Annotated in this window: 19 protein-coding genes; 2 read left to right on the forward strand and 17 right to left on the reverse strand. The window is 59.5% G+C overall.

What is annotated here, in order from left to right:
* Positions 1–39: 39 nt before the first annotated feature.
* Positions 40–294, forward strand: a complete 255-nt coding sequence (locus N5D61_RS20735; protein WP_108238731.1) for a hypothetical protein — start codon at positions 40–42, stop codon at positions 292–294.
* A gap of 63 nt (positions 295–357) precedes the next feature.
* Here N5D61_RS20735 and brnQ read toward each other — a convergent pair whose 3' ends face one another.
* The 10 genes from brnQ to sdhC form a co-directional block, all read right to left on the reverse strand.
* Entirely contained in the window at positions 358–1671 is a 1314-nt protein-coding gene (brnQ, locus tag N5D61_RS20740) for a branched-chain amino acid transport system II carrier protein (protein WP_279894049.1), read from the reverse strand.
* A gap of 336 nt (positions 1672–2007) precedes the next feature.
* Entirely contained in the window at positions 2008–2892 is an 885-nt protein-coding gene (sucD, locus tag N5D61_RS20745) for a succinate--CoA ligase subunit alpha (RefSeq protein ID WP_108238733.1), read from the reverse strand.
* On the reverse strand, positions 2892–4058 hold the full coding sequence (sucC, locus tag N5D61_RS20750; RefSeq protein ID WP_108238734.1) for an ADP-forming succinate--CoA ligase subunit beta: 1167 nt from the start codon (positions 4056–4058) through the stop codon (positions 2892–2894). The genes sucD and sucC overlap by 1 nt, the downstream gene beginning before the upstream one ends.
* Before the next feature lie 203 nt (positions 4059–4261).
* A complete protein-coding gene (gene lpdA, locus N5D61_RS20755) occupies positions 4262–5701 on the reverse strand; it encodes a dihydrolipoyl dehydrogenase (protein WP_108238735.1) in 1440 nt (479 codons plus the stop codon).
* Between the two features lie 169 nt (positions 5702–5870).
* A complete protein-coding gene (odhB, locus tag N5D61_RS20760; protein ID WP_279894050.1) occupies positions 5871–7112 on the reverse strand; it encodes a 2-oxoglutarate dehydrogenase complex dihydrolipoyllysine-residue succinyltransferase in 1242 nt (413 codons plus the stop codon).
* A gap of 41 nt (positions 7113–7153) precedes the next feature.
* On the reverse strand, positions 7154–9985 hold the full coding sequence (locus tag N5D61_RS20765; RefSeq protein ID WP_279894051.1) for a 2-oxoglutarate dehydrogenase E1 component: 2832 nt from the start codon (positions 9983–9985) through the stop codon (positions 7154–7156).
* A gap of 324 nt (positions 9986–10309) precedes the next feature.
* Positions 10310–11014, reverse strand: a complete 705-nt coding sequence (locus tag N5D61_RS20770) for a succinate dehydrogenase iron-sulfur subunit (protein WP_108238738.1) — start codon at positions 11012–11014, stop codon at positions 10310–10312.
* Positions 11015–11025: 11 nt separating this feature from the next.
* Complete coding sequence (gene sdhA / locus N5D61_RS20775) at positions 11026–12798, reverse strand: succinate dehydrogenase flavoprotein subunit (RefSeq protein ID WP_108238739.1); 1773 nt, start codon at positions 12796–12798, stop codon at positions 11026–11028.
* A 3-nt stretch (positions 12799–12801) separates the two neighbouring features.
* Positions 12802–13170: a succinate dehydrogenase, hydrophobic membrane anchor protein gene (sdhD, locus tag N5D61_RS20780; protein WP_108238740.1), complete on the reverse strand. Its 369-nt coding sequence runs from the start codon at positions 13168–13170 to the stop codon at positions 12802–12804.
* Complete coding sequence (gene sdhC / locus N5D61_RS20785; RefSeq protein WP_108238741.1) at positions 13164–13538, reverse strand: succinate dehydrogenase, cytochrome b556 subunit; 375 nt, start codon at positions 13536–13538, stop codon at positions 13164–13166. The genes sdhD and sdhC overlap by 7 nt, the downstream gene beginning before the upstream one ends.
* A 364-nt stretch (positions 13539–13902) precedes the next feature.
* Here sdhC and gltA point away from each other — a divergent pair, with 364 nt between their 5' ends.
* Positions 13903–15192 carry a citrate synthase gene (gltA, locus tag N5D61_RS20790; protein ID WP_108238742.1) on the forward strand — a complete coding sequence of 430 codons (1290 nt, stop codon included), beginning with the start codon at positions 13903–13905 and terminating at the stop codon, positions 15190–15192.
* Positions 15193–15258: 66 nt separating this feature from the next.
* Here gltA and N5D61_RS20795 read toward each other — a convergent pair whose 3' ends face one another.
* From N5D61_RS20795 to N5D61_RS20825, 7 genes are all read right to left on the reverse strand, one after another.
* Positions 15259–15864 carry an START domain-containing protein gene (locus tag N5D61_RS20795; RefSeq protein ID WP_108238743.1) on the reverse strand — a complete coding sequence of 202 codons (606 nt, stop codon included), beginning with the start codon at positions 15862–15864 and terminating at the stop codon, positions 15259–15261.
* A gap of 58 nt (positions 15865–15922) precedes the next feature.
* The gene (locus N5D61_RS20800; protein ID WP_108238744.1) at positions 15923–16180 is read right to left on the reverse strand and encodes a YkgJ family cysteine cluster protein; all 258 of its coding nucleotides are present in this window, start codon (positions 16178–16180) and stop codon (positions 15923–15925) included.
* 94 nt (positions 16181–16274) lie between these two features.
* Positions 16275–16787 carry a translation initiation factor 2 gene (locus N5D61_RS20805; protein WP_279894052.1) on the reverse strand — a complete coding sequence of 171 codons (513 nt, stop codon included), beginning with the start codon at positions 16785–16787 and terminating at the stop codon, positions 16275–16277.
* 311 nt (positions 16788–17098) lie between these two features.
* A complete protein-coding gene (locus N5D61_RS20810; RefSeq protein WP_108238769.1) occupies positions 17099–18538 on the reverse strand; it encodes a PLP-dependent aminotransferase family protein in 1440 nt (479 codons plus the stop codon).
* A 239-nt stretch (positions 18539–18777) separates the two neighbouring features.
* Positions 18778–19593 (reverse strand): OmpA family protein, encoded by an 816-nt coding sequence (locus N5D61_RS20815; protein ID WP_279894053.1) that lies wholly within the window; start codon positions 19591–19593, stop codon positions 18778–18780.
* Complete coding sequence (locus tag N5D61_RS20820; protein WP_279894058.1) at positions 19590–19943, reverse strand: DUF4398 domain-containing protein; 354 nt, start codon at positions 19941–19943, stop codon at positions 19590–19592. The genes N5D61_RS20815 and N5D61_RS20820 overlap by 4 nt, the downstream gene beginning before the upstream one ends.
* A gap of 38 nt (positions 19944–19981) precedes the next feature.
* On the reverse strand, positions 19982–20721 hold a 740-nt coding region (locus tag N5D61_RS20825; RefSeq protein WP_279894054.1), incomplete at its 5' end, for a transporter substrate-binding domain-containing protein.

A 20721-nucleotide genomic window follows, 5' to 3' on the forward strand; every position in this document is an offset into this window, starting at 1 on the left:
TTCGAAGGCACGTTGATGATCAATAAGGAGAAACACCCCATGCGTAAGACTTTAGCCATTGCCCTGATGCTCTCTGCCACCCTGGGCCTCGCTGCCTGTGACAAGAAATCCGAAGACAAACAACAGGATGCGAACAAGGCTGCCCAGCAATCCCAAGAGTCGATGCAAAAGGCTCAAGAAAAAGTGAATGACGCGGCCAAGGAAAGTCAGGAAGCTGCGCAAAAGAACGCTGAAGCCGCTCAAGAGCGCGCGAAAGAAGCGAACGAACAAGCGCCTGCGACAACTAAGCCGTAAGTTCCAAAGTTTCAAAAAAAATAAAGCCCGACTCGTCGGGCTTTATTTTTTAGTGCATCACGCTCAAGCCAATGCCTCGCCACGCTTGCCAATGACGCGATCGATCACGAACGCAGCGAACAGCGTGATCAACGATGGCACCAGCCAGGCCAGCCCCTGGTCGCTCAGAGGCAGATGGGCCATCACGTCCGGCAAGTAGGCGTCGAGCCCTGCCCCCTTCACTGCATCCACCATTCCGAACACCAGTGACACGGCCATCACAGGCGCGACAATCCGGCCTTGAGCATGCCAGAACGCTTCGCAGAAGCTAAGCGCGACCAAGGCGATGCAGGGTGGATAGATGGCGGTCAGGACGGGAATCGAGAAATGGATCAGATTCGTCAGCCCCAAGTTAGAGACCAGCAGCGAGAAGCCAGCCAGAAGCACTACCAGCGTCTTATACGACAACGGCAACAAGCGGCTGAAATACTCTGCGCAGGCGCACGTCAAGCCAACCGCGGTGACCAGGCACGCCAGCGAAATCAAGACAGCCAGAAAGCCGCTGCCCATTGAGCCGAAGGTATGCTGCACGTAGGCATGCAGCACCGCCGCGCCATTGGTTGCGCCAGCCGCCACGGCATGGCTCCCCGAGCCAAGGCGGAACAGACTGATGTAGACCAGCGCCAAGCCGACCCCGGCGATCAGCCCGGCGATGATGGCGTAGCGCGTGATCAACCGCGCAGAATCCACGCCCCTCGAGCGAATGGCGTTGACGATGACGATGCCGAACACTAACGCACCGAGCGTATCCATCGTCAGGTAACCGTTGATGAAACCCTGGGAAAACGGCGCGGCGACATAGGCCGGTTGCGCCGTGCCGACGTCGCCTGCGGGCAGCGCAAATGCGGCAATCCCGAGCACTGCCAGTGCGATGATCTTGAGCGGTGCCAGGAAGCGCCCCACGGTGTCGAGCAACCGGCCCGGATACAGCGAGATCCAGAACACCAGCAGGAAATAGACAAGGCTGTAGAGAAACAAGGCCAACGAGCTCTCGCCGGTCAGCGGTGCAAGGCCCACTTCGAACGAAACGGTCGCTGTGCGCGGCGTCGCGAACAAAGGCCCCACCGAGAGATAGCACACCGCAGCGAGCACCGTGCCCGCCACTTTACCGATGGGGCTGCTGAGCGCGTCCATCGCGCCTCCCACCTTGGCCAATGCAATGACTGTGACGACCGGCAGGCCCACGGCAGTCACCAGAAAGCCCAGCGCCGCCATCCACACATGAGGACCGGCCTGAAGGCCGACGATAGGAGGGAAAATAATATTGCCAGCACCCACAAACAACGCGAACGTCATGAAGCCAAGCGCCAGGATGTCCTGACCTTTCAACACTTTCATCGAAGAAACCACACTGCAGAATCGGAATTAAGAGGAGATTTCCCAATGGGTCGAGGGAAATGCTGCCCATCCTTTTAAGACAGGCCCTTAGGAGCATGACCGCTCCTTTTGGGAGCTGGCCGAGCAAAATGGCGGCTAGCCTACCCTATTTCCCGCTCCAACACAGGGCAGATCGACCAATGCATGCACATTCATGTCGCATTTCGGAAGTTTCTTACATATTTCGCAGATTCACTTGTAGGAGCACGCTTGCCACACTCATTACACAATGCCTGGAAACACAAAGGCCACCCTAAGGTGGCCTTTGTGGATCGAGCGATGATCGGTAAGCGATGCTTACTTCTTCATTTCCCAACCGGTCAGCTCAGCCAGGGCTTTGCCGATGTCTGCCAGCGAACGGACAGTTTTTACGCCAGCGTCTTGCAGCGCAGCGAACTTCTCGTCTGCAGTGCCTTTACCACCGGAGATGATCGCACCGGCGTGGCCCATGCGCTTGCCCGGAGGCGCCGTCACACCTGCGATGTAGGAAACGACCGGCTTGGTCACGTTTGCCTTGATGTAGGCAGCCGCTTCTTCCTCGGCCGAACCACCAATCTCACCGATCATGACGATCGCTTCGGTCTGCGGGTCGTTCTGGAACAGCTTCAGGATGTCGATGAAGTTCGAGCCCGGGATGGGGTCACCACCGATACCGACGCAGGTGGACTGACCGAAACCGGCGTCAGTGGTCTGCTTCACTGCTTCGTACGTCAGGGTGCCGGAACGCGAAACGATACCGACTTTTCCTGGCAAGTGGATGTGACCTGGCATGATGCCGATCTTGCACTCGCCCGGGGTGATGACGCCAGGGCAGTTAGGCCCGATCAGGGTCACGCCCAACTCGTCGCATTTGACCTTCGCGTCCAGCATGTCCAGGGTAGGAATGCCTTCGGTGATGCAGACGATCAGCTTGATGCCCGCGAATGCCGCTTCCAGGATCGAGTCCTTGCAGAACGGAGCCGGAACGTAGATGACCGAAGCGTCGGCGCCGGTGGCCTTGACGGCTTCGGCGACGGTGTTGAACACCGGCAGGCCCAGGTGAGTGCTGCCGCCTTTGCCTGGGGTCACGCCGCCAACCATTTTGGTGCCGTAGGCAATGGCTTGTTCGGAGTGGAAAGTACCTTGCGAGCCGGTGAAGCCCTGGCAGATGACTTTGGTGTCTTTATTGATCAGGACGCTCATTATTTGCCCTCCGCAGCTTTGACGACTTGTTGAGCAGCGTCGGTCAGGCTGGTAGCTGCGATGATGTTCAAGCCGCTTTCTGCCAGTACTTTTGCGCCCAGCTCAGCGTTGTTGCCTTCAAGGCGAACAACAACCGGGATTTTCACGCCGACTTCTTTCACGGCGCCGATGATGCCTTCGGCAATCATGTCGCAACGAACGATGCCGCCGAAGATGTTGACCAGTACTGCAGCGACGTTGCTGTCGGACAGGATGATCTTGAACGCTTCGGTCACGCGCTCTTTGGTCGCGCCGCCGCCAACGTCCAGGAAGTTGGCTGGCTTGCCGCCGTGCAGGTTGACGATGTCCATGGTACCCATGGCCAGGCCGGCACCGTTGACCATGCAGCCGATGTTGCCTTCCAGTGCTACGTAGTTCAGTTCGAACTTGGCAGCGTGGGCTTCACGCGGATCGTCCTGCGACGGGTCGTGGAACGCCTTCAGCTTGGGCTGACGGTACATGGCGTTGGCGTCGATGTTGATCTTGGCGTCCAGGCAGTGCAGATCGCCGTCGGCCTTGATGACCAGCGGGTTCACTTCCAGCAGGGCCAGATCGTGGTCCTGGAACAGTTTGGCCAGACCGGTGAAGATCTTGGCGAACTGAGCGACTTGCTTGCCTTCCAGGCCCAGTTGGAATGCCAGATCGCGGCCCTGGAATGGCTGAGCGCCGACCAGTGGGTCGATAGTGGCTTTGAGAATCTTCTCAGGTGTGTCGTGAGCGATTTTCTCGATGTCCACGCCACCCTCGGTGGACGCCATGAACACGATACGACGGCTCGAACGATCGACTACAGCGCCCAGGTACAGCTCTTTGGCGATGTCAGTGCAGGATTCAACCAGGATCTTGGTGACCGGTTGACCGTTGGCATCAGTCTGGTAAGTGACCAGACGCTTGCCCAGCCATTGGGCAGCGAACGCAGCTGCGTCTTCTTTGCTCTTGACCAGCTTGACGCCGCCGGCCTTGCCGCGACCGCCCGCGTGAACCTGGGCTTTGACGACCCACTCGGTCCCGCCGATCTTGTCGCACGCTTCTGCTGCTGCTTCCGGGGTGTCTACTGCGAAGCCTTTGGATACTGGCAGGCCGTATTCAGCAAACAGCTGCTTACCCTGATACTCGTGAAGATTCATGCTTTTTACCGTCTTCGTTAGGTACTGCGCTTCGGTGCTGCCCGTCCAGGCGTGCCGCACCACCTGTGACCGCTTCCCCTGGCAAGCGCCCTCTCTTCACCAAGGTGAGGAGACGAAGCCTGACAGGGGTTCGAGTCCGACGGACCTTCCGCGGCCAGGCTTGCGAACAAGACTGGCGACGGGCGGTCCGCCGTGGTTTTTTCTTAGCGTTTCTTCTTGTTCTGGATGTGGATGGCATGGCCATTCACAGCCAGCGCTGCTTCGTGCAGCGCTTCGGACAACGTCGGGTGCGAGAAGACCATCATGCCGATGTCTTCAGCGCTGGTACCGAATTCCATGCCGATAGCGCCCTGCTGAACCAGTTCCGCAGCGCCTGGGCCGATCACGTGAACGCCCAGTACACGGTCGGTCTTGGCGTCGGCGATGACCTTGACGAAACCGCCGGTGTCGTTGGCTGCCATTGCACGGCCGCTGGCCGCGAATGGGAATTGCCCGACGTTGACTTCCACGCCTTCGGCTTTCAAGGTCTGCTCGGTCTTGCCCACCCACGCGATTTCCGGGTGAGTGTAGATAACCGAAGGAATCAGGTCATAGTTCATCTGGGTCTTGTGACCCTTGATGCGCTCGACCACCATGATGCCCTCTTCCGACGCCTTGTGCGCCAGCATCAGACCACGAACCACGTCACCGATCGCATAGACGCCAGGCACGCTGGTTTCACATTGATCGTTGACGAAGATGAAGCCGCGCTCGTCGATGTCGACGCCGCTGTCGGCAGCCAGCAGGTCAGTCGTGACCGGACGACGGCCGACCGCGACGATCAGGCGGTCGAAGGTGATCTTCTGCTCGCCGTCCTTGTCGGTGTAGCTGACTTCGACTTCGTTGCCATTGACTTTCGAGCCGGTGACGCGAGCGCCCAGCTTGATGTCCAGGCCCTGCTTGGTGAAGGTCTTCTGTGCTTCCTTGGAAACCGCTTCGTCCGCGGCCGGCAGGAACTTCTCCAGCGCTTCCAGAACGGTGACCTTGGAGCCCAGGCGGGACCAGACCGAGCCCAGCTCCAGACCGATGACGCCAGCGCCAATCACGCCCAGACGCTCAGGGACGGCCTGGAATTCCAGGGCGCCAGTGGAGTCGACGATCACATTCTGGTCGACCGGGGCCGGCGGGATGTCGATCGGACGCGAACCGGACGCCAGAATGATGTTGTCCGCTTCGATGACTTCGGTGCTACCGTCAGGCTTGGTCAGCTCGACCTTCTTGCCGGCCAGCAGCTTGCCGTGCCCTTGCAGGGAGGTGACGCCGTTGGCCTTGAACAGGCTGGCAACGCCGCCGGTCAGGCCTTTGACGATCTGCGACTTGCGACCGACCATTGCCGGCACGTCCATCTTCACATCGCCGGAAACGGAGATGCCATGAACCCCGAACTGATTCTTGGCTTCGTAGAACTTCCAGGAACTGTCCAGCAACGCCTTGGACGGAATGCAACCTACGTTCAGGCAGGTACCGCCGAGGGCCAGCTTGCCCTCTTTATCCTGATACTTCTCGATGCAGGCAGTCGTGAAACCAAGTTGCGCAGCCTTGATAGCGGCAACATAACCGCCCGGGCCCGCGCCAATCACTACCACGTCGAATTTCTGGGACATAACAAAGTTCCTTTAGCTACAAGCTTCAAGCTGCAAGCCGCGAGCTGATCCGTATCAAACGTCAGACCCGACTCACGGCCAGCATCATTGGATGCGACTTACGGGCCGCAGGCTCCACGCCGTGCGCTGTCATCTTGAAGCGTGCGGCGTACAGCGTGCGGCTGCCTCATCAGATATCCAGCAACAGACGCGCTGGATCTTCCAGCAGGTTCTTGATCGTCACGAGGAACGTCACGGCTTCCTTACCATCGATCAGGCGGTGGTCGTAAGACAGCGCCAGGTACATCATCGGGCGAATGACCACTTGACCGTTGATCGCCATCGGGCGTTGAACGATGTTGTGCATGCCCAGGATGGCCGCTTGCGGTGGGTTGACGATCGGCGTCGACATCATCGAACCGAACGTACCACCATTGGTGATGGTGAAGGTACCGCCAGTCATCTCGTCGATGGACAGTTTGCCGTCGCGGGCTTTCTTGCCGAAGGTGGCGATGCCGCCTTCGATTTCAGCCAGGCTCATCTGTTCAGCGTTACGCAGCACCGGCACCACCAGCCCGCGGTCGCTGGAAACGGCAACGCCGACGTCCGCATAACCGTGGTAAACGATGTCCGACCCGTCGATCGAGGCGTTGACGGCCGGGAAACGTTTCAGCGCTTCGGTGGCCGCCTTGACGAAGAACGACATGAAGCCCAGGCGTACACCGTTATGGCTCTTCTCGAACAGGTCCTTGTACTTCGCGCGCAGCGCCATGACTTCGGTCATGTCCACTTCGTTGAAGGTCGTGAGCATGGCCATGGTCGATTGAGCCTCGACCAGACGCTCGGCAACCTTGGCACGCAGGCGAGTCATCGGCACACGCTTCTCGGTGCGGTCGCCGACCGCCACGACAGGGGCGGCAGCAGGAGCGGCGGAAGGCTTGGCGGCTGGCGCAGCGGCTGGAGCGGATTTCTTCGCGTCGATTGCGGCGACGACGTCTTCCTTGGTCACACGACCGTCTTTGCCGGTGCCCTTGATGCTGGACAGGGCGATGCCGTTTTCTTCAGCCAGCTTACGGGCAGCCGGAGCGCCGATAGCGTCGTCATCCGCAGCGGGAGCTGCGGCCGGTGCGGAAGCAGGTGCGGCAGCTGGAGCGGCGGCAGCAGGGGCAGCGGCTGGCGCGGCGGAGGCCGTAGCGCCTGCGTCCAGGGTCGCGATCAACTCGTTGGACAGGACGGTGTCGCCCTCGCCCTTGACGATGGAAGCCAACACGCCGTCCGCTTCGGCCAGCACTTCGAGGACGACCTTGTCCGTCTCGATGTCGACCAGCAGCTCGTCACGTTTTACCGCTTCGCCCGGTTGCTTGTGCCATTTGGAAATGGTGCCGTCGGCAACGGATTCCGGGAAAGAGGGGGCTTTGATCTCAATAGCCATTGTCTGTAATTCCTTAATTCGGTTTCTAGTGCGCGAAGGCGTTAAACGGTGAACGCGTCTTGCAGCAGTTTTTCCTGCTGTTCGGCGTGCATCGAAGCGTAACCACAGGCAGGCGCAGCGGAGGCGTCACGACCGGCGTACTCGAGGACGAGGTTACGGTTGTGATTGCCGATGCTACGACGCAAATGGTGCTGGCTGCTGTACCAGGCGCCCTGGTTCATCGGCTCTTCCTGACACCAGACCACATGGGTCAGGTTGGTGTAAGGCGCGATGGCCTCCATCAGGTCGTCTTCCGGGAACGGGTACAGCTGCTCGATACGCACGATGGCGATATCTTCGCGGCCTTCGGCACGGCGTTTTTCCAGCAGGTCGTAGTAAACCTTGCCACTGCACAGAATCAGACGGGTCACCTTGGCCGGATCGAGGGTGTCGATTTCCGGAATGACAGTCTGGAACGAGCCTTCGGCCAGATCTTCCAGGGTCGAGATCGCTAGCTTGTGACGCAGCAGGGATTTCGGCGACAGCACCACCAGCGGTTTGCGCAGCGGGCGAATCACCTGACGGCGCAGCAGATGGTAGATCTGGGCCGGGGTGGTTGGCACGCACACCTGGATGTTGTGCTCGGCGCACAGCTGCAGGTAACGCTCGAGACGTGCCGAAGAGTGCTCCGGACCTTGGCCTTCGTAGCCATGCGGCAACAGCATCGTCAGACCGCACAGACGGCCCCACTTGTGCTCGCCACTGGTGATGAACTGGTCGATCACCACCTGCGCACCGTTGGCGAAGTCACCGAACTGAGCTTCCCAGATCACCAGCGCGTTCGGCGTGGTGGTCGAGTAGCCATATTCGAACGCCAGGACGGCCTCTTCCGACAGGAAGGAGTCATACAGTTCGAACTTTGGTTGACCAGGAAACAGGTTCTGCAGCGGCAGGTAGACGCTGGCATCCTTCTGGTTGTGCAGCGCGGCATGGCGGTGCGAGAAGGTGCCGCGACCTACGTCCTGGCCGGTGATGCGCACAGGATGGCCTTCGAACAGCAACGTGGCGTAGGCCATGGTTTCCGCGTAGCCCCAGTTGATCGGCAAGCCACCGGCCTGCATCTTCTGGCGGTCTTCGTAGATCTTCTGAACCTGACGCTGAACCACGAAACCTTCCGGCAGCTCCATCTGCTTGGCAGACAGCTCCTGCAGGGTCTTGAGGTCGAAACGGGTGTCATGACGCGCCGTCCAGGCATGGCCCAGGTAGGGACGCCAGTCGACGAACAGTTCCTTGTTCGGCTCCTTGACCAGGCTCTTGACCACATGCATGCCGTTGTCCAGCGCGCTGCGGTATTCGTCGACCTTGGCCTGGGCACCTTCAGCGTTGAGCACACCCGCGGCAGCGAGTGCATCGGCATACAGCTCACGGGTGGTGCGCTGCTTGGCGATCTGCTGGTACATCAATGGCTGGGTACCGCTTGGCTCGTCGGCCTCGTTGTGGCCACGACGGCGGTAGCAGACCAGGTCGATCACCACGTCACGCTTGAACTGCATGCGGTAGTCGATCGCCAACTGGCTGACGAACAGCACTGCTTCAGGATCGTCGCCATTCACGTGCAGGATGGGCGCCTGGATCATCTTCGCCACATCGGTCGCGTATTCGGTCGAACGCGCATCCAGCGGGTTGCTGATGGTGAAGCCCACCTGGTTGTTCACCACGATGTGGATCGTGCCGCCCGTCTTGAAGCCGCGTGTCTGGGACATCTGGAAGGTCTCCAGAACCACGCCCTGACCGGCGAATGCCGCGTCACCGTGGATGGAAATCGGCAGCACCTTCTCGCCGGTGGTGTCGTTGCGGCGGTCCTGACGGGCGCGCACTGAACCTTCCACCACAGGAGAAACGATTTCCAGGTGAGACGGGTTGAACGCCATGGCCAGGTGGACTTCGCCACCGGTGGTCATGACGTTGGAAGAAAAGCCCTGGTGGTATTTCACGTCACCGGAGCCCAATTCGACCTTCTTCTTGCCTTCGAACTCGTCGAACAGCTCGCGAGGGTTCTTGCCGAACGTGTTGACCAGAACGTTGAGACGGCCGCGGTGGGCCATGCCGATGACGATTTCCTTGGTGCCGTAGGAACCGGAACGCTGAATCAGCTCATCCAGCATCGGAATCAGGCTTTCGCCACCTTCCAGGCCGAAACGCTTGGTGCCCGGGTACTTGGTCCCCAGGTACTTTTCCAGACCCTCGGCCGCGGTGACGCGCTCGAGCAGATGGCTCTGAATGTCGGCGGAGTAAGCTGGACGGCCCCGCACGCTTTCGAGGCGCTGCATGAACCAGTTGCGCTGATTGGAATCGACGATATGCGTGAACTCGGCACCGATGGTGCGGCAATATGTCTTCTGCAACGCGTCGACGATTTCGCGTAGGCTCGCCTCCTCCTTGCCGATGAACAGGTCGCCGGCGCGGAAGGTGGTATCGAGGTCAGCGTTGGTCAGGCCGTAATGGTCGATCGACAGGTCAGCTGGCGCAGTACGCTTCCACAAACTCAGCGGGTCGAGCTGCGCACCCTGATGGCCGCGCATACGGTACGCCTGGATCAGTCGCAGCACTTCGACTTGCTTCTTCTCGTGTTCGCTGCTCACGCTACCGGCGGAGACCGGCTGTGCGCGGCGCTGGTTCTTGCCCAGCAACACAAAATGATCGCGAACCGTAGAGTGCGATACATCGGTGACAGTGCTGCCATCTGCCGGCAGCGTCTGGAAGTAGGTGCGCCATTCTTCTGGCACAGCGTTAGGGTCGTGCAGGTAGAGCTCATAGAGCTCTTCCACATAGGCAGCGTTACCACCTGAAAGGTGGGCGCTGTTCCACATGCGCTGCATCACGCTTTCTTGCATGCTTGGTCACCCTCGGTTAGGGGACACCACCGGCGTCGACGCCCGAGCCTGCTTGGAATCCATCCCGCGACGATATCGAGTCGCGCACGAATCCGGCTGCCAGGGATCACGCAGATAGTCCGGGTACCAGCCCGGATGCCCCTGCTGGTCTCATTTCTTCAAATAAGAGCCGCAGCCATATGACCGCTGCTCAGGTTTAAACTCCGGCGCCGGTTGAAGCCTGCGCCGCAGCGTTTGCGGGTACAACATTTTCAAATACTGCGATGTATCGATGCCACAGGGTGCAACGAACCGGCCCGTAGCGTTGCCGCACGGGCCGGAACATCAGATACCGCTGGTCAGAAGCATGCTGCGAACGTGACCGATGGCCTTGGTAGGGTTCAGGCCTTTCGGGCAAACGTTCACGCAGTTCATGATCCCGCGGCAACGGAATACGCTGAACGGATCATCCAGCGACGCCAGGCGCTCCTGGGTCTTGGTATCACGGCTGTCAGCCAGGAAACGATAGGCTTGCAGCAGTGCGGCCGGACCGAGGAACTTGTCGGGATTCCACCAGAACGAAGGGCAGGACGTCGAGCAGCACGCGCACAGGATGCATTCGTACAGGCCGTCCAGCTTCTCGCGCTCCTCAGGCGACTGCAGACGCTCGATGGCCGGCGCCGGCGTGTCGTTCTGCAGGAATGGCTTCACCTTCTCGTACTGCTTGTAGAAGATGCTCATATCGACGACCAGGTCACGAATGACCGGCAAGCCAGGCAGCGGACGCACCACCAGCTTGTTGTTCTTCACGACGGCAGACAGCGGCGTGATGCACGCCAGGCCGTTCTTGCCGTTGATGTTCATGCCGTCGGAACCGCAGACGCCTTCACGGCAGGAACGACGGTAGGAGAACCCTTCGTCCTGCTCTTTGATCAGCGCCAGCACGTCCAGCACCATCAGGTCCTTTCCGCCGGTATCGACGTCGAACACCTGGGTTTTAGGCGCCGAGTCGGTATCGGGGTTGTAACGATAAACTTCGACTTTCAACATAGCAGCCACCCTTAGTAAGTCCGGACTTTAGGTTCGAACGCCGGAACGGTCTTCGGCGCGAAGTTGACGCCGCGCTTGGCAACACGCTTTTCACCCGGATAGTACAGGGTGTGGCACAGCCAGTTGACGTCATCACGGTCTTCGAAGTCTTCACGGGCGTGAGCGCCGCGAGATTCAGTACGGGTGTTGGCCGCGATCGCCGTGGCTTCAGCGACTTCCAGCAAGTTCTGCAACTCCAGCGCTTCGATACGCGCGGTGTTGAAGCCTTGGGACTTGTCGTTGATCTTCACGTTGGCGATGCGCTCGCGCAGGCCCGCCAGTTGCTCGATCCCCTTCTCCATGTATTCACCGGTACGGAACACACCGAAGTAGTTCTGCATGCAGCTCTGAAGCTCGCGCTTCAGGCTGGCAACGTCTTCGCCTTCGGTACGGCTGTTCAGCGCGTTCAGACGGTTCAGGGCAACATCGATGTCGGTGTCGCTGGCGTCGGCATATTCAATGCCTTCGGTCAGCGCTTTTTCGAGGTGCAGACCCGCAGCACGCCCGAAGACCACCAGGTCGAGCAGCGAGTTGCCGCCCAGACGGTTGGCGCCATGAACCGATACGCAAGCCACTTCACCGACGGCGAACAGACCCGGAATGATCTGGTCATTGCCTTCGGCGTCCATGGTGATCGCCTGGCCGTGAATGTTGGTAGCGACGCCGCCCATCATGTAGTGACAGGTCGGAACCACGGGAACCGGCGCGACGACTGGGTCGACGTGGGCGAAGGTCTTCGACAGTTCGCAGATACCGGGCAGGCGGCTGTGCAGCACTTCCTCACCCAGGTGGTCCAGCTTCAGCAGTACGTGGTCCTTGTTAGGGCCCACACCATTGCCAGCGATGATCTCCTTGACCATGGAACGCGCAACCACGTCGCGGCCTGCCAGGTCTTTCGCGTTCGGCGCGTAACGCTCCATGAAGCGTTCGCCGTGCGCGTTGATCAGGTAGCCACCTTCACCGCGGCAACCTTCGGTGACCAGTACACCTGCGCCCGCAATGCCGGTCGGGTGGAACTGCCACATTTCGATGTCCTGAACCGGAACACCCGCACGCAGTGCCATGCCGATGCCATCGCCGGTGTTGATCAGGGCGTTGGTAGTAGAAGCATAGATGCGCCCTGCACCGCCCGTGGCCAGCACGGTGGCCTTGGACTTGATGTACATGGTTTCGCCGGTTTCGATGCAGATCGCGATCACGCCGACGAAGGCGCCTTCGGAGTTCTTCACCAGGTCGACGGCGTAGTACTCGTTGAGGAAGGTGGTGCCTGCCTTGAGATTGCCCTGGTACAGGGTGTGCAGCAGCGCGTGACCGGTACGGTCGGAGGCCGCGCAGGTACGGGCAGCCTGACCGCCTTTACCGAAGTCCTTGGACTGACCGCCGAACGGACGCTGATAGATGCGACCGGTTTCGGTGCGGGAGAACGGCAGACCCATGTGGTCCAGTTCGAAGACCGCTGCTGGGCCTTCCTGACACATGTATTCGATAGCGTCCTGGTCGCCGATGTAGTCGGAACCCTTGACGGTGTCGTACATGTGCCAGCGCCAGTCATCGTTCGGGTCGGCCGACGCAATGGCGCAGGTGATGCCACCCTGGGCGGATACGGTGTGGGAGCGAGTCGGGAAGACCTTGGTGACTACGGCGGTCTTGTGGCCGCCCTGAGCCAACTGCAGGGCAGCACGCATGCCTGCACCGCCGCCACCGATGATGATGGCGTCGAAGGATAGTGTCTTGATGTTAGCCATGAATCAGATACCCCAAAGAATCTGCACACCCCAGACGAAGTACGCGAACATCACGATGCCGCAGACCGCCTGGAACAGGAAACGCACAGCCAGCGCGGACTTGCCGAAGCTCATGGGCGTCAGGTAGTCGGTCGCGATGGTCCACATGCCGACCCAGGCGTGAGCGCCCAGGGCCACGAGGGCCAGCAGACTGAAGATGCGCATTCCGTTATGGGAGAAGAGGCCATGCCACTGGGCGAAATCCAGGCCCGGGTGAACGACCAGGTATCCGATCAGGAAAATGAAATAAGCCGCGAGCACTACAGCGGAGACGCGTTGCGCCATCCAATCGTAGAGGCCCGAACGAGACAGGTTCGTAACGCTGGTTACCATATCCAAACTCCCGCCAGAACGATCAGCACCACGGAAACGGCGATGACGATTTTCGAGCCCAGCTTTCCGCCTTCAAGCGTTTCACCGACACCCGAATCCATGATCAGGTGACGAACGCCCGCCACCAGGTGGTACAACAGGGCAGACAGAAGCCCCCATGCGATGAACTTGGCCAGAGGACTGGTCAAGGACGCCTTCACGTCGGCGAAACCCTCTTCGGAGCCCAGCGACTTGCCCAGCGCGTACAACATGAAGGCAATGCCGATGAAGAGAATGATGCCGGAGATGCGGTGAAGGATCGACGTGATCGCGGTGATGGGGAGTTTGATGGTCCTTAGGTCTAGGTTTACAGGTCGTTGGCTTTTCACGGCTTTTTTTTCACACTGAAGAGCCCCTAGGAATCAGGGCAAGTTGTTGGGAAGTGCACTGGTCAGGTACCCACTACCCAGGAAGTGACGACCCCCAGAAAAACGGGCCTGCGAGCCCCTGGCGGTCGGGTGCCGAGTATAGACAGTTAGCCAACTAATGACAACGCACCCGCCCTCCCCTAATGGCGGATTGCGCTGGCGGAATAAAAGGCGTAAATGGCAGTGAATTTCGTGGAAAAGCCACACTTAAAGCCCTCTGCCAGAAGACTTTTGGCAAATTGACTTTAGAATTTATCTCACTATAGTGATGCGGGCCCTGCGTGGGGGGCCTGTCTGATGATTTGAAGCATAAATAGGAGGCCACATGGCTGACAAAAAAGCGCAGTTGATCATCGAGGGCGCTGCCCCCGTCGAGCTGCCCATTCTGACCGGCACCGTTGGTCCCGATGTCATCGACGTACGCGGCCTGACCGCCACCGGACGCTTCACATTCGACCCAGGCTTCATGTCGACCGCCTCATGCGAATCCAGGATCACCTACATCGACGGTGACAACGGCATCTTGCTGCATCGCGGCTACCCGATCGAGCAACTGGCCGAGCAGTCCGACTACCTCGAAACCTGCTACCTGCTGCTCAATGGCGAACTGCCTACCGCCGAGCAGAAAGCCGAATTCGTCGAGAAAGTGAAGAACCACACGATGGTTCATGAACAGTTGAAGACGTTCTTCAACGGCTTCCGTCGCGATGCTCACCCGATGGCCGTCATGTGCGGCGTGGTCGGCGCGCTCTCGGCGTTTTACCACGACTCGCTGGACATCAATAATCCGCAGCACCGTGAAATCTCGGCGATCCGCCTGGTCGCCAAGATGCCGACCCTTGCGGCCATGGTGTACAAGTACTCCATGGGCCAGCCCATGATGTACCCCCGCAATGACCTGAGTTACGCCGAAAACTTCCTGCACATGATGTTCAACACGCCGTGCGAGATCAAACCGATCAGCCCGACGCTGGCCAAGGCCATGGACCGGATCTTCATCCTTCACGCCGACCATGAGCAGAACGCTTCGACCTCCACCGTACGCATGGCAGGTTCCTCGGGTGCCAACCCGTTCGCCTGTATTGCCGCGGGCATCGCAGCCTTGTGGGGCCCTGCCCACGGCGGCGCCAACGAAGCAGTGCTGACCATGCTCGATGAAATTGGCGATGTCTCCAACATCGACAAGTACATCGCCAAGGCCAAGGACAAGAACGACCCGTTCAAGCTGATGGGCTTCGGTCATCGCGTCTACAAGAACCGCGACCCGCGCGCCACGGTAATGAAACAGACCTGCGACGAAGTGCTGCGCGAACTGGGCATCACCAACGATCCGCAGTTGGAACTGGCCATGCGCCTCGAAGAGATCGCGCTCACCGATCCTTACTTCATCGAGCGCTCGCTGTACCCGAACGTCGATTTCTACTCGGGCATCATCCTCAAGGCGATCGGCATCCCAACCAGCATGTTCACGGTCATCTTCGCGCTGGCGCGTACCGTGGGCTGGATCTCCCACTGGAAGGAAATGCTTTCCAGTCCGTACAAGATTGGCCGTCCGCGCCAACTGTACACTGGCGAAACGTCCCGCGACATCAAGCCCCTGGCTGAACGAAAGTAAGCGCGAGACAACTGAAAAAGGCTGCCACTGGCAGCCTTTTTTGTTCCGCATGAAAAATCGTCCGGGTTATTTCGATGCGCGATCCCGCAGCGCCTTGAGCGTATTGAACGGCGCATCCACCACGAACTTGTTCGCCACCCAGGAAGGTACGCTCCCGCCTGGTTCAGTATGCACCTGGTAGGTCACCTCTGTTTCATTCGGCCCCTTGGGCACGAGTTTCCAAAACCCCTCCACTTGCGCCACCCGAACGAAGCCTTTCTCTTCCGGAATGTACGTCGGCTGCCCGAGTAACTTGCGCGTCAAGCTTCCATCAGCACCTTCAACCGTTGTGATTTGCAGCACCGAGTCACGAGGCGTAACGGGCCAAGGGGTGTTGAATTGCGTGTAGGTCCAGGCCTTGTCACCCTCGAGCTTGAGCACTTTCTGCAGCTTGCACTCATGCACCCAGGCACAGGCACCCGCCACGTCCTCTTGCAAGCTGCGCAGCTTCGCAACGCTGGCCTTGATGGTGGTCACACCCCGATAAGCCTTGTATTGCGAGCCAGGAACGTCACTTAGAGAGACCTTGATGCCGTCCTCGTCCTTGGCGACCTTCCAGTCTTCGGCTTGGACGGCGCTCGCCACCAGTACAGTCATGCTCAGCCCTAAGGCAATCCGGTACAGCGAACCCATATTCTTATTCCTTATTGTTTGTCGTTCAGATACTCAGATCCACCGCCCCCGCCGCCTTTCATGCGACCGAGGTAGCCTGCTCCCACCACCCAATCAAACGCACGGCTTCTTCGAAACTACTGCCGCAGACCTCGGGGTCGGCTGAGAAACCGCCACACACCGGAGGACGCTGAGGCTGGCCGAAAATCAGACACCGCTTGTCCGCAGAAAGCTGGATACAGCGCTCACCCGCAGGCTTGCCATGGGGCATCCCGGGGATGGGTGAGGAAATAGACGGCGCAATGCAGCAGGCACCGCAGCCCGGACGGCATTCCATGACGATTTCTCTAAAGACGTGATGAGAGCGAATACGATCTTAACCGCTGAAACGCGCGTTTGAAATGCCGCGTAACAGCCCAAACCAGGCTACATCACTGAGTGAATTTGAAATCCAGGGCGGCACCGTCGACCTCCTTGCGCGCTTCATTGCGCAACTGCAACTCCATTTCGTTACTCAACAAACGCCCCTGAAGCTGAAAGTCAGAGGGTTGCTGGGCATCCGGAAACATCTTCGGCAACAGCGGCTTGCCGCCCGTCTGCGGGGACTTCGTCCTGCCGCCCGCCGTGATTACATTCGCCGGAGGGGTCAGTTGCTTGACCATGTCCGGTGGCAGGCTCAAATCCAGAGCGGCCTTGGGCAGACGCGTCTCTTTCACCACCTGCGACGGGGATTTGCTCTTGCTGGAAACCGGCGCGCGGTTTGCGATCTCGGCGTTATCCGCTTTGACCTTGGCTGATTTGGCATTGGCTGTGGGGGTTTTCTGCTGCCCAACCGATTCCTTGGCAGGCACTTTGGCCAACTTCTCCTCAGGCGCCCTGCCCCCTGCTGGCTTGGAGCCTGCGGTCACAGGCACGACATTGATGTTGGGCTTAAGCTCGTGCACCGGCTCACCGGGGATGGACGCTGCTACGGGAGCACGTTGAGCACTTTCGGGTTCGGGGGACGCGCGCTCAACCTTGGCCTGTGGTGCCTGAGCGGCGACTTTGGGAGGCGGCGCAGTCGGCTTGTCGGGATCGCATCCTGACAGAATGACAAGCACTGAAAGTCCCACACAACGAAGAAAATTCATAATCGAACGGCAGTAAAAAGGCAGAAGCCGATATGCTGGCCCTTTGCATGGCCGCTGACAAGTGAATGCACTGCCAGTCGACCTCTCTAACTCGTATAGAGTGGAAAGCGCTCAGCGGACCAAGTTCACCAGGATTGACCGCTGTCCTGACACAACTGTTTGGCAAGCATACCCAGCGTCATCAGCGCACGTTCCGCCTCCCGATTCCACGGCAAGCCACAGTTCAGGCGAATGCAGTGATTGAACTGCTCCGTGTTGCTGAAAATCAGGCCCGGCGCAATGCTGATCCCCTGCTCCAGCGCCCGGACGTGCAATTCCTGCGTGTTGACGCGCCCTGGCAAGCTGATCCAAAGGATGAACCCGCCTGCAGGGCGGCTGATCTGCGTCCCCTCTGGAAACATCTGCTGCACCGCCAGCTGAAATGCGCTCAGATTTTTCCGGTGTTCATGCCGGATGTAGCGCAGATGGCGGTCATAACCGCCGTTCTCCAGATAGGAAGCGACCGCCATCTGCGTGACACTGCACGCCGAGTGCGTGCTGAACGTCTGCAAGCGCTGAATTTCCGCCTGATACTTGCCCGCGATCATCCAACCGATACGCACACCGGGCGACAGCGTTTTGGAAAAACTCGAACAATAGATCACCCGCCCTAGACGATCGAACGCCTTGAGGGCCTTCGTCTTGTTCTGCTCATACATCAGCTCGCCGTAAATATCGTCCTCGATCACCTGAATATCGAAATCCGACGCCAACCGCAGCAAGTGTTTCTGTCGCTCCTCCGGCATGGTGCTGCCCAAGGGGTTGCTCAAGCGCGAGGTCATGACCAACGCCTTGATCGACCATTGATTGGCGGCCAACTGCAAGGCTTCCAGGCTGATGCCTGTGTTGGGATCGCTGGGGATTTCGATCACTTTCAGGCCCAACAGGTCCGCCAGTTGCAACAGCCCATAATAGGTGGGGGATTCGGCGGCGATCAGATCGCCCGGACGGGTCAGCACCCGCAGCGACATCTGCAGCGCATCGACACAGCCATGGGTGATGACAATGTCTGAAGGATCAACCACGACCCCCGCGTCACGCATGCGGATTGCCACCTGACGACGCAACGGCTCGAAGCCGGGGCTGAACATGTAATTGAATGCACGCGGACTGTGGAACCGAGTGACTTTGGCCAACTGCTGATGCAATGCGCGCAACGGCAGGTAATCGATGTGCGGAACGGCCGCTCCGAAAGCAAACACGCCTTCGCGACGCGCCTCGACCAGAACCTGTTGAATGATGCTGGCACGGGTAACGAGGCCGGGGCGCTCAACCCGGGCGATGTCCGGCGTCGGGGCCGTCAGAGCCGGCGTCTGGTGCACGTAGTAACCGGACTGGGGGCGTGCCCGAATCAGCCCTTGATCTTCGAGATTCGCATAAGCCTGCAACACCGTGGCATGGCTGACGTTGAGCTGTGAGCTCATCTTGCGTACGGAGGGCACCCGCTCGCCGGGCTGATACACGCCTCGGCGAATGTCTTCAGCCAACTGCTGAGCGATGCGTTGATACAGCAGAAGATTGGTCATTTCGAGTCCCTCGAAGCACGTTTTACGCGCCATGACCCAATCATCAGCGGGCACCGGCGCGAGCAGTTCACCATTACAGTTGCGAAGTGTACGGGGACAGTTAGCCCTCCGACTAGTCATACATCGGTTTGCGGATCAATTCATGCGCACTCCTCCCGCCAGCCCTCGAACAGACCTCTTTTCACCGCCCATGAAAAAGCCCGGCTTTTCAACGAAAAACCGGGCTTGGTGAGGGATGCTTAGCGAGGGGCGCTCAACACGCCCTTGTCGTCAGAAAACACGATTTCAACCCGACGATTCTGCGCCCTGCCACGCTCAGACGTGTTTGCACTCACTGGAAATTGATCGCCGTACCCCTCGACCTGAATACGCTCGTCATCAATGCCGAGATCGGAGAGGACATCGGCCACCGCCTGTGCACGGTCGCGAGACAACTGCAGATTCTCCCGACTGTCCCCAGTGCCGTCGGTGTAACCCTCGATCCGCACCACGCGTTTTGGGTTGTATTGAAGGAACTGGACGACCTTCAGCACCGTACGGTTCGCCGAGCTCTTCAATTCGGCGCGCCCAGTGTCGAACAACATGTCGCCAAGGGTCATGACAAGCCCTCGCTCGCTTTGCTGGGTCGAGAGGCTGACCACCTGATCTTCGGCCCACTGGCCTTGTTTCTGGGCGCCCGCCAACTTCGCTTCACGCAGCGCCAGTTGCAGGCGCTGACGCTCCAATTCCAGGCGTGCAAGCTTCTCCTGATTGAGCAACAGCCGACTGTGCTCAGCCGCGATGGCGCTGTAGCGACTGCTCAGATAGGCGTAATGGGTAACGTCCTCCGAACTGCCGATGTAGCTGGACAAGCGCTCGGCCCGCGCCAGCAACTCACCGGCCCGGATCACATCCCTGGGCGCACTGCGCAACACATTGGTGTCGCCCTTCACTTTCTGGAAATCGGTATTGGCGCGCTGCAGGGCTTGCTCGCTGGCCTGGTGACCGGCACAGCCATACAGGCCGGCGCAGCCCAACAACAGCCCAAGCGCCAGCGTACGGGGAATGCGATTCATTGGCTGGTCCCCAATTGTTTACGCAGGCGCTCGAGCCGCCCGTTCACCTGATTCAACTGCTCGTCGCTCTTTTGCGTCAGAACACGCGCTTCGGCGAGCCGGGCGTCCAGCTCGGCCTGTTCTGCCTGCATGCGGGCATCCTTGTACGACTGGTGGGTCATGTCAGCCTTGGCCTGTGCAAGCTTTGCCTGCGCAGCGGCCATGTCCGGCTCATCTTCCGTTGCACCAACGGCCGAGGCCTGAGCGACCGCTTGTTCGGTGAGCTTGAGTTGCTCTGTCGGCGCAGGGTCGGTGGCGCAGCCGAACAGCGAAGCGATCGCCATGGCCGCCAACATGGGGCGGACTTTCAAAAAGAAACTCAAAAAAACATTCCTACTGATGGGTGGCCCTACGGATGGGTAACGCTGGTCGGCTGCTGAAGCTGGGCCTTCCACAATTCGAGATTGCGCGAGAGGGCTTCGGCTGCACGACCGGAAGCCGCCAATTCTGTCATCTTTTTCGCCAACTGTCCGCGCAGCCAAGGCTCGTTGCAGGCGGAATTGAACGACAACGCCAGATACAGCCCAGGACGGTCCAGCGCAAGGGGTTGTGCCTGCAGGTCCTTGTCGATGGCCAGCGCTTGGGTCAGCGCCATGGCGGCGTAGCGACCGGCAAGTACGTATTCGACCTGTCCCATCATCAGCTTCTGAAAAGTCTGAGTCAGGTTAGGCTGCCGCTCGACGGCAAGGTGTTCTTTGATGGCGCTTTCAAAACCGGGGGTGATGCGGGTCTTTTCCGAAATGGCGCCCGGATGCCCGTGCAGATCCGCCAAGGCATTGAACGGCTGAGCATGCCCTGAGCGGGTCCAGACCATGATCTCGTTCTGCGCGATGGGGGGATGGATGAAATCCAGGGCTTCAAGCTCATTGGTATTCAGTGGCGTGTCTGCCAGCAAATCCATACGACCCGAGCGCACTTCTTCCAGCGCCTGACTGCGTTTGCCGCCATACAACACCTCAACCTTGACCCCCATCTGCGTCGCGGCGTCCTTGAGCAGATCGGCATTGGCGCCCATCAGATGCACAGGATCATGGGGATCGCGCCACAGGTAGGGGGGCGCATCCGGGCTGCCGGTCACCACCAGCCGAT

Source organism: Pseudomonas sp. GD03842, assembly GCF_029841165.1.
Taxonomy (GTDB): domain Bacteria; phylum Pseudomonadota; class Gammaproteobacteria; order Pseudomonadales; family Pseudomonadaceae; genus Aquipseudomonas.

Bases quoted from the DNA above. Each gene is read 5' to 3' on its own strand.
- N5D61_RS20735 (WP_108238731.1), top strand. From the start codon at position 40: ATGCGTAAGACTTTAGCCATTGCCCTGATGCTCTCTGCCACCCTGGGC.
- brnQ (WP_279894049.1), bottom strand. From the start codon at position 1,671: ATGAAAGTGTTGAAAGGTCAGGACATCCTGGCGCTTGGCTTCATGACG.
- sucD (WP_108238733.1), bottom strand. From the start codon at position 2,892: ATGAGCGTCCTGATCAATAAAGACACCAAAGTCATCTGCCAGGGCTTC.
- sucC (WP_108238734.1), bottom strand. From the start codon at position 4,058: ATGAATCTTCACGAGTATCAGGGTAAGCAGCTGTTTGCTGAATACGGC.
- lpdA (WP_108238735.1), bottom strand. From the start codon at position 5,701: ATGTCCCAGAAATTCGACGTGGTAGTGATTGGCGCGGGCCCGGGCGGT.
- odhB (WP_279894050.1), bottom strand. From the start codon at position 7,112: ATGGCTATTGAGATCAAAGCCCCCTCTTTCCCGGAATCCGTTGCCGAC.
- N5D61_RS20765 (WP_279894051.1), bottom strand. From the start codon at position 9,985: ATGCAAGAAAGCGTGATGCAGCGCATGTGGAACAGCGCCCACCTTTCA.
- N5D61_RS20770 (WP_108238738.1), bottom strand. From the start codon at position 11,014: ATGTTGAAAGTCGAAGTTTATCGTTACAACCCCGATACCGACTCGGCG.
- sdhA (WP_108238739.1), bottom strand. From the start codon at position 12,798: ATGGCTAACATCAAGACACTATCCTTCGACGCCATCATCATCGGTGGC.
- sdhD (WP_108238740.1), bottom strand. From the start codon at position 13,170: ATGGTAACCAGCGTTACGAACCTGTCTCGTTCGGGCCTCTACGATTGG.
- gltA (WP_108238742.1), top strand. From the start codon at position 13,903: ATGGCTGACAAAAAAGCGCAGTTGATCATCGAGGGCGCTGCCCCCGTC.
- N5D61_RS20795 (WP_108238743.1), bottom strand. From the start codon at position 15,864: ATGGGTTCGCTGTACCGGATTGCCTTAGGGCTGAGCATGACTGTACTG.
- N5D61_RS20800 (WP_108238744.1), bottom strand. From the start codon at position 16,180: ATGGAATGCCGTCCGGGCTGCGGTGCCTGCTGCATTGCGCCGTCTATT.
- N5D61_RS20810 (WP_108238769.1), bottom strand. From the start codon at position 18,538: ATGACCAATCTTCTGCTGTATCAACGCATCGCTCAGCAGTTGGCTGAA.
- N5D61_RS20815 (WP_279894053.1), bottom strand. From the start codon at position 19,593: ATGAATCGCATTCCCCGTACGCTGGCGCTTGGGCTGTTGTTGGGCTGC.